General features: G+C 38.3%; 17 protein-coding genes and 1 pseudogene. 12 read left to right on the top strand and 6 right to left on the bottom strand.

Annotation, left to right across the window (positions count from 1 at the left end):
- Window positions 1-7 precede the first annotated feature (7 nt).
- The 4 genes from FERPE_RS02975 to FERPE_RS02990 are packed head-to-tail and all read left to right on the top strand — an operon-like array spanning window position 8 to window position 2480.
- Window positions 8-1066: a lysylphosphatidylglycerol synthase transmembrane domain-containing protein gene (locus tag FERPE_RS02975; protein WP_245530444.1), complete on the top strand. Its 1059-nt coding sequence runs from the start codon at window positions 8-10 to the stop codon at window positions 1064-1066.
- Entirely contained in the window at window positions 1011-1523 is a 513-nt protein-coding gene (locus tag FERPE_RS02980; RefSeq protein ID WP_245530428.1) for a metallophosphoesterase, read from the top strand. The genes FERPE_RS02975 and FERPE_RS02980 overlap by 56 nt, the downstream gene beginning before the upstream one ends.
- Window positions 1504-2187, top strand: coding sequence for a ComF family protein (locus FERPE_RS02985; RefSeq protein ID WP_082204732.1), 684 nt, complete (start codon window positions 1504-1506; stop codon window positions 2185-2187). Before FERPE_RS02980 ends, FERPE_RS02985 begins: the two co-directional genes overlap by 20 nt.
- Before the next feature lie 32 nt (window positions 2188-2219).
- Window positions 2220-2480: a hypothetical protein gene (locus tag FERPE_RS02990; protein WP_014451204.1), complete on the top strand. Its 261-nt coding sequence runs from the start codon at window positions 2220-2222 to the stop codon at window positions 2478-2480.
- 97 nt (window positions 2481-2577) lie between these two features.
- Here FERPE_RS02990 and FERPE_RS10565 read toward each other — a convergent pair whose 3' ends face one another.
- The 5 genes and pseudogenes from FERPE_RS10565 to uvrC all read right to left on the bottom strand — a co-directional run bounded on the left by FERPE_RS10565 (window position 2578) and on the right by uvrC (window position 7665).
- Window positions 2578-3528 (bottom strand): DDE-type integrase/transposase/recombinase, encoded by a 951-nt coding sequence (locus FERPE_RS10565; RefSeq protein ID WP_011993230.1) that lies wholly within the window; start codon window positions 3526-3528, stop codon window positions 2578-2580.
- Between the two features lie 101 nt (window positions 3529-3629).
- Window positions 3630-3818, bottom strand: a pseudogene (locus FERPE_RS03000) (ATP-binding cassette domain-containing protein); the annotation flags it as partial.
- 12 nt (window positions 3819-3830) lie between these two features.
- Window positions 3831-4745, bottom strand: coding sequence for an ABC transporter permease subunit (locus FERPE_RS03005; RefSeq protein WP_041263173.1), 915 nt, complete (start codon window positions 4743-4745; stop codon window positions 3831-3833).
- Window positions 4746-4786: 41 nt separating this feature from the next.
- Window positions 4787-5824: an ABC transporter permease gene (locus tag FERPE_RS03010; protein WP_014451207.1), complete on the bottom strand. Its 1038-nt coding sequence runs from the start codon at window positions 5822-5824 to the stop codon at window positions 4787-4789.
- 149 nt (window positions 5825-5973) lie between these two features.
- Window positions 5974-7665 carry an excinuclease ABC subunit UvrC gene (uvrC, locus tag FERPE_RS03015; RefSeq protein WP_014451208.1) on the bottom strand — a complete coding sequence of 564 codons (1692 nt, stop codon included), beginning with the start codon at window positions 7663-7665 and terminating at the stop codon, window positions 5974-5976.
- Between the two features lie 200 nt (window positions 7666-7865).
- Between uvrC and FERPE_RS03020 the strand changes: the two genes are divergently transcribed.
- From FERPE_RS03020 to FERPE_RS03040, 6 genes are all read left to right on the top strand, one after another.
- Window positions 7866-9443: a CTP synthase gene (locus FERPE_RS03020; RefSeq protein WP_014451209.1), complete on the top strand. Its 1578-nt coding sequence runs from the start codon at window positions 7866-7868 to the stop codon at window positions 9441-9443.
- Window positions 9440-10171 (top strand): histidinol-phosphatase HisJ family protein, encoded by a 732-nt coding sequence (locus tag FERPE_RS03025; RefSeq protein WP_014451210.1) that lies wholly within the window; start codon window positions 9440-9442, stop codon window positions 10169-10171. The genes FERPE_RS03020 and FERPE_RS03025 overlap by 4 nt, the downstream gene beginning before the upstream one ends.
- A gap of 46 nt (window positions 10172-10217) precedes the next feature.
- Entirely contained in the window at window positions 10218-10811 is a 594-nt protein-coding gene (gene tsf, locus FERPE_RS03030; RefSeq protein ID WP_014451211.1) for a translation elongation factor Ts, read from the top strand.
- 203 nt (window positions 10812-11014) lie between these two features.
- Window positions 11015-11158 carry a prepilin-type N-terminal cleavage/methylation domain-containing protein gene (locus tag FERPE_RS10330; RefSeq protein ID WP_082204733.1) on the top strand — a complete coding sequence of 48 codons (144 nt, stop codon included), beginning with the start codon at window positions 11015-11017 and terminating at the stop codon, window positions 11156-11158.
- Window positions 11159-11166: 8 nt separating this feature from the next.
- Window positions 11167-11433 (top strand): hypothetical protein, encoded by a 267-nt coding sequence (locus FERPE_RS03035; RefSeq protein WP_041262795.1) that lies wholly within the window; start codon window positions 11167-11169, stop codon window positions 11431-11433.
- 174 nt (window positions 11434-11607) lie between these two features.
- Window positions 11608-12012: a type II secretion system protein gene (locus tag FERPE_RS03040; RefSeq protein ID WP_014451212.1), complete on the top strand. Its 405-nt coding sequence runs from the start codon at window positions 11608-11610 to the stop codon at window positions 12010-12012.
- Between the two features lie 701 nt (window positions 12013-12713).
- Here FERPE_RS03040 and FERPE_RS03045 read toward each other — a convergent pair.
- Window positions 12714-13241: a methionine synthase gene (locus tag FERPE_RS03045; RefSeq protein WP_041262797.1), complete on the bottom strand. Its 528-nt coding sequence runs from the start codon at window positions 13239-13241 to the stop codon at window positions 12714-12716.
- Window positions 13242-13397: 156 nt separating this feature from the next.
- Here FERPE_RS03045 and FERPE_RS03050 point away from each other — a divergent pair, with 156 nt between their 5' ends.
- Window positions 13398-13853 (top strand): YkgJ family cysteine cluster protein, encoded by a 456-nt coding sequence (locus tag FERPE_RS03050; RefSeq protein ID WP_014451214.1) that lies wholly within the window; start codon window positions 13398-13400, stop codon window positions 13851-13853.
- Window positions 13854-13867: 14 nt separating this feature from the next.
- Entirely contained in the window at window positions 13868-14359 is a 492-nt protein-coding gene (locus FERPE_RS03055; protein ID WP_014451215.1) for a flavodoxin family protein, read from the top strand.
- Window positions 14360-14369 lie beyond the last annotated feature (10 nt).

Raw genomic sequence — 14369 nt, forward strand, 5'->3', positions numbered from 1 at the left:
CTTGGATGTGAAGAAGATTCTAAAAAACGTACTCATAGCTTTAGTAATAGGATTAGCTATAGTAAATATCATAGGCATATTCTTTGCAAAACAAGACCCCATAACAGCGCTTAAGAACTACCCATTTAAAGCCATCATTGTTCTAATCTTACTAATGTTTTCAGATTACAGCTCTCAAGCTATTCGAACGATGATAGTCGTGCGTAGTTTAGGTTACAAAATAACCTTTTTTCAATCACTCGAAAATTTCTTCCTTACAGTGTTCTTTTCTCATGTGACTCCTATGTCGATAGGTGGTCAGCCTTTTCAGATATACCATCTTACAAGGTTAGGAATTCCCTCTCATGAAGCTACAAACATCTCACTAACAAGAATGTTTGAAAGTGTTTTTATAACATTTACAATCGACATCATAATGTTGAAAACTATACTTAATGTTCTTAACGGAACACTCGGTTTGTCGGTTATTATGTTAGGATTCTTTGTTACGCTCGGAATAACAATAGCTGGTATCTTAACGTTCACCAACAGAGACTTACTTTTCGTTGTCTTCAAGTTCTTCTCTCGAATAACGAAGTCAAAAAAACTCGAAGAAAGAGAAAAAAAGACTTTAGAATGGCTCGATATGATGACGAAATCGACAAAGGAGCTCTTCCGCAAGAACTACTGGACCTTGGCTGTTGATTTCATCCTGGGCTTATTAGTATCTTTAATTCCGTCTTTTATGATTAAGTATGCAATCGAAGTTATGAGTACTAAAAACGTTCCATTATCTGTTGTCTGGGGTGCAGTCAATATGCTCAACACTATTGTCTTTTATATCCCAACTCCAGGTTCAAGCGGTGGAGTTGAAGGGTTTTACCAATTGGTTTTCTCTCATCTTTATGAACCTAAGGCAGTGATGACAGGGATATTCGTGTTTAGGCTTGTAACATACTATCTTATCGTTTTACTTGGAATATTCCTTATGTGGAAATTTGCAGCGTTCAGAGAGGAGGTTTCGCATGTCGATGAAATTGAACAAGGAAATGAACAAGCACAATCAACTGTGGATGATAATAAGTGATTCGCATGATAACATACCTAAAATCAGGGAATTCATGGAAGTTGCCAAGCAAAGAGAAATCACACATGTTTTCCATTTAGGAGACATAGTTTCACCTTTTGTAGCTCCGTATTTTCTTTTGAATGGGGTTAAGTTCATAGGAGTATTTGGTAATAACGATGGAGAGAAACTGTTCTTAATGCAGAAATTTCAAAACAAACTTCACAACCAACCATATGAAATAGAGGAATCCGGTTTTAAAATCTTTCTGATGCACGAGCCGTATGCGTTGGTGCCGGCTATAAAATCCCAGCTTTACGACTTCGTTTTTTACGGCCATACACATCAAATTGACATTAGGAAAGAAGGCCGCACATTAGTAATCAATCCTGGCGAATCTTGTGGTTATCTCACAGGAAAAGCTACCGCTGTGATTCTTAACCCCGAAACATGTGATTATGAAATCATTGAAGTTTAACACCGAGCTGTCAAAACTATTCAAATATTTTGAGAACGCATTTGAAAATGTATTAAACCTAACGACGGACACAGAGTGCGTGGTGTGCGGTTCGCAAAGTTTTGGTAAAAGACTTTGCAAAGATTGTGCTTTTGTAATTAATAGTCCTCCTGCAATAACAACACGAAAAGTAGGTCCCTACGAAATCCATTATTTTGGATTTTATGAAGATAAGCTCAGGGAATTCATCTTAGCTTATAAATTCAAAAACCATCATTCACTTGCAAAAAACTTTGGCGAAATGTTATATAAAACGGTTGTAGTAAATAACATACCAGCTGAAATGATAACATACGTTCCAGCGACAAAAAGCGCTAAGAAAAAGCGTGGATACGACCATATGAGACTTGTCGCTGTCGAACTTTCAAAAAAGTTACGGACACCGATGGTAGATGCATTGAAAGCCGTTCGCGAAACTGACCAGCTGTTAACAAAAGACAGGGCAGAAGCTGTTAAAGGAAAGTTTGCTTTAAGAAAGGAAGCGAAACTTTTAGAAGGTAAGAGAATACTTCTAATTGATGACGTTTTAACAACTGGTAGTACCATGTTAGAGGCTGTAAGGATACTGAAAAGTGCCAAACCTGATAATATAAGTTGTTGTGTGATTGCTTTAAACAAAGGTTGATAAAATTTTGAATGAAGTAGGAGGGAAAATCAATGGATAACATTCAAAACAACCAAGAGGTATACATAACTGAAAATACAAGCTTCGAAGAAATTGCTGAATATTTTCCATACTTAATACAGCCTTTACTTGAAAAGGGTATCAAGGTTATAGTCTGTGGAGATGTGAAATGGGGGACAATAGGTGAAGAATTAGAGAGATTAGGCTTGAAAAAAGAAGAAATTTTAAGGGAATTGAACGAAATTGCTAAGAAACAAGGAGGACCTGTGCGTTCTTTCAAATTGGACATCTAAAAAGTTAATGAAGTCTGAAAGTTTTAGTGGTATAATAATTTGATGCAGCATAAAGATTGATGGATTCTTCCGAGCTCTCACTAATCAAACGATAGTGTTAACTTGTAGTGATGAAAGAGTGTAATTGTGAAAGAATGCGATTGATATTGCCATTGTGCGTTTTCCAAAGATTCTTCACTACACAAAATCCTTGAATATATTTCGCTAAGTTCTTCGTATTCTTCAGCCCTCGCTTGAGTCGGAAAAAGTCTTTCAACAATGAAAACTTAGATTCACATTGATTGTTTTTACCGAGCGGTACCACTACGTGATTGATATTTCTGAACAACAGCTTTACTGCACTTTCATATGCACCAAGTCCATCAGTAATAAGTTCAATGTTTCTAGGTTTTGAATTACCAAAGAACTTCTCGAGCAATACTTTGACTTGTCCCATATCACGATACTTTGAGACATGCCAACAAAGAATTAAGTTAGTTTCGTGATCAACTAATAGCCAAACATAGTACTTTTGTTCTTTGAACACAAGAACAGTTTCATCAGCATGAACTGAGAAAACATTTTCGATGGTAAATGTTGGAAAAAGTACAGAGAATAAAGTACACAATTTAATAACCCATTTGTATATGGTGACATGAGATACTTTGATATTAAGAGAATGAGCAAGAGAGCGATAAGACATATTGTGTTTCATATACAAAACAAAAGCCTTTAAGACGAAAAAGATAGGGAAGCGGAAATATTTAAATTTCTCAGGAATAAGGGTGACTGGTTCGGGGAGGTTAAAAGGTACTCTATCTTTGGTACGACAAGCTCTACAACGGAAGACAACGAAAGAGCGACGGACTTTGTAAATTTGCATAGATTTACCACAAGAAGTGCATTTGGGATAAGGGAAAGGGAAGTTTTTGCGTTTTTGAGAATGGGAGAGTTTGAAAGAATGATGGCAGAGTTTGCAAAGGAATTGTTGGTTACCGTATTTGTCATGACCGTTTTTGTATAAGCTGGTGGAACCGCATTTTGGACAAGAGAGCGTTGAGTTGTTCATATCGGGATACCTCCTTTGTCGAGAGTTGGTTGGGGGGTGTCCCCTCTTTATAAGGATAATGCAGTTTTTGGAAAGTTTCAATACTTTTAGTTAACATTATCCATTATGGCAAGGGAGGTAACACTCTTACCACTTCCAGATTCACCCACTATTCCAAGGGTTTCACCCTCGTAAACGTCAAAATCAACACCATCGACTGCCTTGACGACACCGTCTTCTGTATAGAAATACGTTCTTAGATTCCTTACACTCAAGAGTGGTTGCTTTTTTTCCAATTTATTCACCTCCAGCCATTTCAAACGTTATTTTAGTCTTGGGTCAAAGACGTCTCTTAAAGCATCACCGACAAGGTTCCAGGCAAGAACGAATAAAACCATTGCCATACCCGGATAAAAGACCGCATACCAGTATGTAAAAGCTGAACCGCTTGTTCCAAGTATCCAGTTCCTTGTAAAGTTGAGCATCGAGCCCCAGTCGGCATATCCCAGAGGCGCACCAAGTCCCAAGAACGAAAGACCTGCTGCAGTGATAACAAGAGAACCCATACGCATCGATGCTTGAATGAGAACTGGGAATATAGTGTTTGGCAGGATGTGTTTTATTATAATGAAGAAGTCCTTAATTCCAAGTGCCTTGGCAGCTAAAACGAATTGCTCTTCTTTGACTTGAAGAATGTTAGCCCTTATAAGTCTGGCGGCACCCATCCATCCAAAAACTGTCATTGCAATCATAACCTTGTCAAGACCGTTACCTAAGATTGTGGTTAGCACCATTGCTGCCAAAAGGAACGGGATGGACATGAAGGTATCTGTAATTCTCATAAGTATTTCATCAATCCATCCACCGTAATAACCAGCAATTGAACCAATTATTATACCAAAAATCGTAGAGAGTATAGTAACAGTCAAGCCAATATAGAACGCTGTCCTTGTGCCCCACACAACTCCGTAAAAAATATCCCTTCCCTGTATCATACCAAACGGATGTTCACGTGATGGTGGAACTGGTTCTGAGCTCCAAGTAATAATTGGCATTATGTATGGATTATCCAGCTTCATTGGTTTTCCTTCCTCATCAAGCATCATCGGGTTCAATGGCTTTGCAATAACTGGTGCGAATATAGCAACGAGGATAAAGAATATAAGAAGCGAAAAACCAAGAACAGCAGAAGGATTCCTAAGTATCTTTCTCAAAACTCTCCTGAATTCTGTGTTCATCTTTGTCGTTGTTACACCTTCGCTCATCTTCTGGCACCTCCTTAACCAAGTCTGACACGTGGATCAAATACTGCGTATAGTATATCAATGATGAGGTTACCGAGCACTAAGATTATCGAATAGAACAGAGTAGTTCCTAACACTGTTGCGTAATCAAGTTGAACGGAAGCTTCAGCAGCTAATCTTCCTATACCTGTTCTGTTGAATATAACCTCGATTATAACTGTACCGGAGAGCAAACCTATTACCATAGCACCTGCAACTGTTACAACCGGAATCATCGCATTCCTTTTCGCGTGCTTGTGGATGACGTCCTTTTCAGGAACACCTTTTGCTCTTGCAGTCCTCACATACTCTTTGGAAAGAACTTCAAGCATACTCGACCTTGTGATTCTCAACAAATATGCCCACCAAAGGAATGAGAGTGTTATAACCGGTCCTATTATATGCCTAAGTGCGTCCCAGAAAATATCAAGCCTTCCGTTGATAAGTGCATCAATTGTAAGAAGATGCGTGACTTTTAAGTACTCGGGCGACTTGACAATTTCTTCAGCCCATTGTGAAAGGTTTCCCGGAGGGAACCAACCAAGCACTGAATAAAAGACCATAAGCACGAGTAATCCAAAAACGAAGTCTGGGAAAGACCATCCAACGATTGCGATAATCCTAATGAAGTGATCAAGGAATTTATCGCGCTTAACCGCTGCAGTAACACCAAGCCAAATGCCTACGCCGACAACTGGTACTAATGCGTACAGAGCAAGTTCAAGTGTGTACGGGAACCTACCCCAAATCGCTTTCAAAACCGGTTCTTTACCTACCTGTGACCATCCAAGGTCACCTTGGAGTGCGTTGAATAACCATTTTCCATATCTCTCAATAAAAGGTTTGTTCAAACCATACTTTTCCTTCAAAGCTTCCAGCTCAGCTGGCGTCAACTTATCAAATACGTTTGGGTTAACGTATGAAGCAAGAAGCTTATCTGGACCTAGTATCTGGAAGAGTGAGAAGATAATCAGCGACACACCCAACACGATGAGGGGTAACAAAAGTAACCTTCTGATGATAAATGTAGTCAACTACATCCACCTCCCAAAGGAATATTTTAATGTGATAAGCACAGATTGACCTCTAGGTTTGCGTTATTAACGCTTCGAAACGCTTTAGACTCTTCCCTTGCTTAAATTATAACACCTATGAACCTTTTATCAACTTACTTAACAAGAATTTAAATGTCTTTCAGGTAAGATAGTTCGTTTAATAAACTTTCTGCAGCCTTTTTCCCAATTAATTGTTCAATTTCTTCCCTTGACGCAGTTTTCAATTCTTCAACCGAGGAGTAACGCTCAAGTAATATTCTTTTTCTTTTAGGACCTATCCATTTTATCTCATCTAAGAAAGTTCTCAAGGACCTCTTAGTTGCCAGCTGTCTTGCAAACGTATTTGCAACTCTGTGTGTTTCATCTCTGAGTTTTACTAACAATCTCAAAACAGGATGGTCATAACTTAAGCTCACAGCCCCATGCTTGGTTACAATCACCTCTTCTTCCTTGGCTAATCCAATAACATCGCACTTTTTACCTATAGCTTCTAACGCTTCGTACACTGCATTAACCTGTCCGATGCCCCCATCAACAAAAATGAGGTCAGGTAATTCATGTTTAGTGTATCTTCTTTTTATAAGCATCCTTATACTTGCGTAGTCATCTAAAATATCACCCAATTTGTATCTTCTATACTCTTCCCTTTTGACTTCCCCGTTTTCGAAAACTATAAGCGAAGCGACCGTATTTTTGCCGGAGGTGTGAGATATGTCAATTCCTTCCATCCGATAAGGTACTCTACTCAAGCCTAACAATTCCTTCATCTGCCTAAGAATAGCCTTGTTGGAAAGTATCAACCCTATTTCGTAATTGAGGTTTTCAATAGCCTTGTCAAGTAGTTCGGAATAGAGTTCGGCTTTAGGTGATGGAACTATGAATTCTATTCCGAGCACTTTGGCTAGTTTTGTTAGCCCTCTGCTTTTTTGTTCAACTAAAACAATCTTTGGCAGTTCGGCCCCCCTCGATACATAAAACTGTTCTACAAAATCTTCAAGCGTGCCTTCAAATTCGTAAAGTAACTTACCAATCAGATAACCTGAACGGATTCTCAAGACCAAATAGGTATTGCTCTTACCAACTATGACATCTAAATTAACTTGGTCAGGCAAGACTACACCTTGCGCTTCCATAACTTTGCTGAAATTCATCAATATATCTCTATACTTGGCTGCGTTTTCAAAATCTAACAGTTTCGCGTGTTGCTCCATTTTGGTTTTGACATATGCAACAACATCAGAGAAGTTTCCGCTAAGCACTGTTTCTAGCTTCTTCAACCTTTTTTTATATTCTTCAACACTTTCCTCACCTACGCATACTCCGGAACAAAGTCCAAGGTGGTAATCCATACAAGGTTTCTTTATCGATGTTAAGTCTTTCTTACATGTTCGAAATTTGTAAACTTTTCTAAGCACTTCGAAAAGTTGCCGAGTAAAGGCAACGTTCGTGTATGGACCGTAAAAAGTCCCTGTGCCTTTGCGTGAACGGACAATCTCTAAATACGGGACTTCATCATCACTTATACGTATGTAAGGATATACTTGTGTATCTTTTAGCATAGCGTTGTATTTTGGTTTGTGTTCAAAAATCAAATTGGCTTCAAGGATTAGTGCTTCCTTTTCATTTGAAACCAATATAATTTCCAAATCGTCCGCTTCCTCTACGATTAGCTTACTCTTCCCTGAGGTTGCTCTAAAGTGTGATGTTAACCTTTTTTTCAGGTCCTTTGCCTTGCCAATGTAGATATATTCGTTGCCTTTTTTAAATAAATACACCCCAGCTTTGTGAGGAATATCATTTAGTATATCTGGATTAACCATGCTGAGTCTCTCACCTCTGTGTAAATCAAACATCTTTTGGTTATATTATACTACCTTACACCACAATTTGCACGAGGTTTCATATTCAACGCAAAAGTTAACTAAAGTTAATGAGTTTTTCGTTGAAGAAAAAACTGTTTGAGAGTAAACTTAACATGAATTGGTAGAAAAGCTATACGTTTTTTCGTGGGGGTGTAATGATGCCTGAAAAGTACATAGTAGTAACTGGTGGTGTTTTGAGCGGTATTGGAAAGGGAATATTCTCCGCATCACTTGCGAGACTTTTAAAAGAAGTTGGGGTTGACATAAATGTGTTAAAAATAGACCCTTATTTAAATGTCGATGCAGGAACGATGAACCCAAATCAACATGGAGAGGTTTTCGTCACTGATGACGGCTACGAAGCGGACCTGGACCTCGGACATTATGAAAGATTCTTAGGTGTTAGTATGTCAAGAAGAAACAACATCACAGCAGGGCAGATATATTCGACGATAATCCAACGTGAGCGCGAAGGAAAATATCTTGGCTCCACTGTTCAAGTCGTTCCACATGTTACTTCTGAAATAAAAGAGCGAATTACATCAATGCCGGGGAAAGTGCTTTCAATCGAAATAGGAGGAACCGTTGGAGACATAGAAGGCGAAGTATTTCTTGAGGCAGTTAGAGAGCTCGCATTTGAAAAGAACAGAAACGATTTTCTGTTTATTCATGTTACTTACGTGCCTTATCTAAGAGTTACCAACGAATTCAAAACAAAACCAACGCAGCAATCTGTCCAGTTACTGAGAAAAATAGGAATTCAGCCGGATGTTATTGTTGTCAGAAGTGAAATGCCAATAGATTCCCAAAGTCTTTATAAAATAGCACTTTTCAGTGGTGTTCCAAGAGACATGGTCATAAATCTACCTGATGTTGGAAATGTCTACCAAATTCCAGAAACACTCTACGAAGCGGGTGTTCACAAACTTGTTGCCAATCGACTTAATATTCAAATCGAAGAAAAACCATTAGGCTGGTCATATCCAAAATCATTTAAACCATACAGAATAGCACTCGTTGGTAAATATCTTGGAACGGACGATGCTTACAAAAGTATCATTGAATCGATTTTCCTTTCCGGTGTTCAAAAACCAGTTGTCATAGATGCGCAGGAACTTGAGGAACTGGACGATGAAGGTGTTGCACAAAAGCTCTCCAGTTTCGATGCATTGATAATCCCAGGTGGATTTGGCAGGCGTGGAATTGAAGGCAAGATAAAAGCTATAAAATATGCGAGAGAGAACAAAAAGCCCATCCTTGGTATATGCCTTGGAATGCAACTTATGGTTATAGAATTTGCAAGAAATGTCTTCAATTTGAAAGGTGCCAATTCAACAGAATTTGATGTTGAAACTCCTTATCCCGTGGTAAATATGATGGAAGAGCAAAAGAAAATCATGAACCTTGGTGGCACAATGAGGCTCGGCGCTCAAAAGATGCAGGTTCTTAAAGGCACAAAGCTTTATAGTATTTACGGACAAGAAGAGGTTTACGAAAGACATAGACATCGATATGAGGCAGATACTGTTAACTTTGGGTTTTTATACAAATTCCCAGGAGAAGAAGGTTACAAATTAACTATATCCGGAAAGTCTGAATTTCTCGAAGCTATAGAGTTAGATGACCACCCATTCTTTGTCGGTATCCAGTATCATCCCGAATACAAATCAAAAGTTGGGGCACCGCATCCACTCTTTACCGCTTTAATAAAGGCAATAGAGGAGGTTAACAAGTGAGCGCAAAAAGTAAAACCTTGTTAGCAGATTACCATATTCATAGTAGATACTCACCAGACTCACAGTCGGAAGTTGAGGACATAATTGAAACTGCTCGAGAAAAAGGAATAAATCACATAATAATTACAGACCACTATGAACTTGCCGATGAGCACGCGAATATCATAGATATTGATTCTTATCGTTCTGAAATGGAAAAATACTCACTTCCAGTGGGGGTCGAACTCGGTTGGGATGGGTTGAAAGAACTAAAAGTCAATACAAAGAAATTTGACTACGTTTTGCTTTCCCATCACTATGTAGAAGAACCGATTACTCAAGAGAGTTACAAAAATTACCTTCTTCGTTTGCTCGATATAATGAGAAGATTCGACGAGTATCACACACTCGCACACCTTGATTTTCCAAGAAGATATCACAGAAACAAAGAACCGTTTTCCGTGGAACTCTACGATATTATCAGTGAGATAATGAAGATACTTATCAAAAACGGCAAAATGTTAGAAGTAAACACCGCAGCTATTGAAATTTACGGAGAACCGAACCCTTCCACTGAACTTCTGAAACTTTACAAATCTCTTGGTGGCAGGAATATAACAATCGGTTCCGATGCACATTCATTGGAACAGATAGGAAGAGGAATTGAGAGAGGTATTGAAATACTCAAAGAATTAGGTTACAATTATATCTTAGTGTTCGATGCTGAATGGCGAGAAGTAAGGATTTAATAAGTGAAGTATACATCACAAAAATACGTAGAGGAGGTTGGATGGTATGGAAATTAACGCCCAAATGGTTAAAGAACTTCGTGAAAGAACAGGTGCTGGTATGATGGATTGTAAAGCCGCACTCGCTGAAGCAAACGGCGATATGGAAAAGGCTATAGAAATACTCAGAAAGAAAGGGCTTGCAAAAGCTGCAAAAAAGGCAGGAAGAGAAACTAAGGAAGGACTTATCATCTCTTATGTTCACCACAACGGAAAAATAGGTGTCCTTCTCGAACTCAACTGTGAAACAGACTTTGTTGCAAGAACAGATGAATTCAAAGAACTTGGAAACAAAATTGCAATGCACATTGCAGCTATGGCTCCAAGATGGGTCAAAAGAGAAGATGTCCCAGCAGATGTTATCGAAAAGGAAAAAGAAATATACAGAGAACAACTGAAAGATTCTGGTAAACCTGCTCAGGTTATCGAAAAGATAATTGAGGGAAAACTTGAAAGTTTCTATCAAGACAACTGCTTACTTGAGCAAAAATACGCGCTTGACCAAACAATTTCAATCAAAGATATGATACAACAAGCAATTGCAAAGATAGGAGAAAACATCCAGGTTTCCAGATTTGTCAGAATGCAAGTTGGAGAATAATAAACAAAAAAAAGAAAAGCCATAACAAAACACCGCGGAATATAAACCGCGGTGTTTTTTTGTCTTTACACCAGTATTTTTGCAGTTCATTAGTTAGAGAAAGCTATTCATCTCAAAAAAGTAGCCTTTTGTGTTTTTGTAACGAAACGACAAAAAGAACGGTGTAAAATATTTTCGACATCTTTCAAAAAGTGGTGAGCAGTATGAAAACAGGTTTCACTCTAATCGAACTGCTCATTGTTATAATAATTATCGCCATTTTGATAGCAGTGACGATATATCTAACACCTGCAAGCACAATTCACATATCAAAGCAAATCAGGTTGCGCAAAATTTTAGAGCAATAAGAACGGTAGTGGAGAGTTACATAAAAATCGAAAAACACAAACCAGTGAGCATGGAAGAACTTGTTGAGAAGAATTATCTTTCATTTTCACCCGATGGCTTTTCAATTAATTTCGAAAATGCCGATGAAAATGGCGAGTACATTGTTCAGATAATTTATTCAAAATCGAATATTGACCTCAAGAAAGTTTTAGAAATTCTTCCAGATGTTCGAGAAAAAACTGAAGGAACAGAAAAACAGTTGGTTTACTCGTTTAGTATACAAAAATCTTGGTAGTTGTTGTAAAAATTTCATCCTAAAATTAATGCACTTCATAATGATTTGCTTGCATTTTATCCCGAGATGCTAACCGTTTAACCCAAAACTATCCAAAAACAAAAAGCTTGTGCGATAATATTAATAGAAGATTTGAAAAAACAAATTCAAATCCTAAAAAAGGAGGTTGGGATTATGAGAAAAGGTTTCACATTGGTTGAACTCTTGATTGTTCTTGCAGTTATCGCAGCGCTTATGTCAGTTGCAACACCACTTGCGCTTAACGCTGTGAAAAACGCAAAGGCAAGTCAGGTTGCACAGAATTTTAGGAACATCAGGGTAGCATTTGAAAATTACTTCAACACGGAAAAATCAACCCCGACTGACCTTGACACACTGAAAAACGCTGGATATCTTAGCAGTGTACCAGCAAACTTTGAACTATCAGTTAGTGGACCTACAGGTGGAGAATACACAGTTACAATTACGTACACAGGTAAAGATGTTGATGCAAACAAAGTTAGACAAAACGGATTACCGGAAGCAACAGAAACAGATGCGGGCTTAGAATATACATTCAGTGTGCAGAAATGGTGGTAAGAAAATTACCAATTTATCTAACCCATCCCGAAAGGGATGGGGTTTCTTTTTAATATGATAGTGTTAACTTGTAGTGATGAAAGAGTGTAAGTGTGAAAAAATGAGATTGATATTACCATTGTGCATTTTCCAAAGATTCTTGACTACACAAAAACCTTTTGAGCGTTTTTGTATAAGCTGGTGGAACCGCATTTGGGACAGGAGAGTGTTGAGTTGTTCATCTTGGAGAACCTCGTTTGTCAAGAGTTGGTTGGAGGGTGTCCCCTCTTTAAAGGACAATGCGGTTTTTGGAAAGTTTCAATACTTTTAGTTAACATTATCTTTAATATTGCAGGGTTTTTTCATTGAAGATGGAACAAAAAGATTCTTTGAACGGTTTTTACTCTCCTTAGGTCTAATAGATTGTAGTACTACTCAGAGATTGCTTTTTAAATGTGTCAAAAATTGTTTGCTTTGATTACATGAACGTGAGATGAACTTAAGGCACGGGGAAAGGCCGGGAACCCGGTGAGAGAGATGAAGATTTTTGGCTTGACATGGGTATCCTTTTGTGTTGGAAAAACGCAGACTCGAAGAGTATATTGCCCCCCCTTGCCAAACCTCCTTTCTCAAGTGGTGGTATTAGCGGGTAGAGATGTTATCTATGATAAGTTATTGAAAAAACCATCCCAACAGGGGATGGGTTTTTTAAAAAAAAGAGCCTATTTTACAATTCCCGCAATACAAGTCGTTGTTTTTCTTGGAATCATAAGTCCTGTATCAAGCACTGTGATTTTGTCTGTAACACCAAGTAGTTCGACGTAAGTCTTGTTCACAGTTATGTGCAAATCACCGTATCCCGGGGAAAATCTCATTGTTAGCTCGCAGTTGTTACGACTTTTGAAAATCTGTTCAAAAGTGTCATTGAGCTTTTCAATAGCTTCAGAACCCCAGGCGTCGAGTAACATAGCCTCAAGCGTTGATGTTTGCGAAAGATTTTCGATTTCTTCGTCGAGAGTGTTTCCTAGTGTGGAAATGAAAACCAGGAATGTATCGTACTGTTTAAATTTCCCAGGTATTGCAGTTTCCGGAATTTGGTCTTTTTTGAAAACATCCCAGTAAACAAACGGTTTTGCTACTTCTAATCCTTTTAGATATATCTTGTTTGCAATCTCCAATAACTTTTCATCATCTATAGCCTTTGAATAAATCACACCCGCACGTGCAAGGAAGATTTTTTTGGAAGGCATATATTGATACTTTTCGGGGATAAAGATTTGCAGTTCAACCACCTCCAATTGTTTGGTGATAAAATATATTGTAAGATGTTATGTAAGGTTTCTTTGGTTCATATGATATCACAAAGCTTTGCTAAAGTTAAGATACTGTAATAGGAGGTATATCTTATGAATAAACCTATCGGGATTGAAAATCCTGAAGTTTGCAAGATTTGTGGTGGAAAATGTTGTAAAACATACCCTGGACTTGCGACACCTGAAGATTTTGGGGCACCGGATATTGAAAAATTCAGAGAAAATCTGTTCAAAGCCTTATCTTCAGGTAGATGGACAGTTGATTGGGTTAGTCAGGAAGAAGGACTATATTTTGTCCGACCTGCCGTTAAAGGATTTGAGGGTAGTGTGTTTGACCATAGATATTCGGGTGAATGCACGTTTTTGACACCAACCGGATGTGAGCTTTCATTTGAAACCCGTCCAGAAAGTTGCAGGATGCTTATCCCAAAAATTGATGAAAGGTGTGATCCTCAAGGCTACACACGAGCTGTGGTGGCACAGCGCTGGAAGGAATATTATGATATTTTGATTGATGTAGCCATTGATGTAGAAAATTCCAACTTTTGAAAGGGGGTTAGGGTATGAAGAGCATAGTTATCTTCTATTCTCTTGATGGCCACACGAAGTTTGTTGCCGAGTTATTGGCACAAGAATTAACGGCAGATTTAGTTGAACTTGAGTTAGTAAAACCTTTCCCAATGAAAGGGTTCAAGAAATACTTCTGGTGTGGGAAATCCTCGGTCTTCAGAGAAAAACCTGCACTGAAAACTAAAATTCCAAATCTACAAGAATACGACCTGATAGTAATTGGCACTCCTGTGTGGGCAGGAAATTGCGCCTCACCTATCAATACGCTATTGTCTATAATGAGCAATGAGCAAAAACTTCAAGGAAAAAAAGTAGGTATCGTTGTTACAAACGGTGGTGGAACTATCAAAAGATGTGTGAAACAGATAAAAGAAGCTCTTCAAAACAACGAGTTCTTAGAACCTCTCCATTTCGTTAATCCATCAAAAGAGGATAAAGATGAAATCATCAAAAAGATTCGAGAGTGGGTCCAAGCCGTAAACTAAGGGTAGTGTT

It is taken from the genome of Fervidobacterium pennivorans DSM 9078 (genome assembly GCF_000235405.2).
Taxonomy (GTDB): Bacteria; Thermotogota; Thermotogae; order Thermotogales; family Fervidobacteriaceae; genus Fervidobacterium; species Fervidobacterium pennivorans.

Excerpts from the sequence above, each read along its gene's own strand:
- FERPE_RS02980 (WP_245530428.1), top strand. The coding sequence starts at position 1,011 with ATGAAATTGAACAAGGAAATGAACAAGCACAATCAACTGTGGATGATA.
- FERPE_RS02985 (WP_082204732.1), top strand. The coding sequence starts at position 1,504 with ATGAAATCATTGAAGTTTAACACCGAGCTGTCAAAACTATTCAAATAT.
- FERPE_RS02990 (WP_014451204.1), top strand. The coding sequence starts at position 2,220 with ATGGATAACATTCAAAACAACCAAGAGGTATACATAACTGAAAATACA.
- FERPE_RS10565 (WP_011993230.1), bottom strand. The coding sequence starts at position 3,528 with ATGAACAACTCAACGCTCTCTTGTCCAAAATGCGGTTCCACCAGCTTA.
- FERPE_RS03005 (WP_041263173.1), bottom strand. The coding sequence starts at position 4,745 with ATGAACACAGAATTCAGGAGAGTTTTGAGAAAGATACTTAGGAATCCT.
- uvrC (WP_014451208.1), bottom strand. The coding sequence starts at position 7,665 with ATGGTTAATCCAGATATACTAAATGATATTCCTCACAAAGCTGGGGTG.
- FERPE_RS03020 (WP_014451209.1), top strand. The coding sequence starts at position 7,866 with ATGCCTGAAAAGTACATAGTAGTAACTGGTGGTGTTTTGAGCGGTATT.
- tsf (WP_014451211.1), top strand. The coding sequence starts at position 10,218 with ATGGAAATTAACGCCCAAATGGTTAAAGAACTTCGTGAAAGAACAGGT.
- FERPE_RS10330 (WP_082204733.1), top strand. The coding sequence starts at position 11,015 with ATGAAAACAGGTTTCACTCTAATCGAACTGCTCATTGTTATAATAATT.
- FERPE_RS03040 (WP_014451212.1), top strand. The coding sequence starts at position 11,608 with ATGAGAAAAGGTTTCACATTGGTTGAACTCTTGATTGTTCTTGCAGTT.
- FERPE_RS03045 (WP_041262797.1), bottom strand. The coding sequence starts at position 13,241 with ATGCCTTCCAAAAAAATCTTCCTTGCACGTGCGGGTGTGATTTATTCA.
- FERPE_RS03050 (WP_014451214.1), top strand. The coding sequence starts at position 13,398 with ATGAATAAACCTATCGGGATTGAAAATCCTGAAGTTTGCAAGATTTGT.
- FERPE_RS03055 (WP_014451215.1), top strand. The coding sequence starts at position 13,868 with ATGAAGAGCATAGTTATCTTCTATTCTCTTGATGGCCACACGAAGTTT.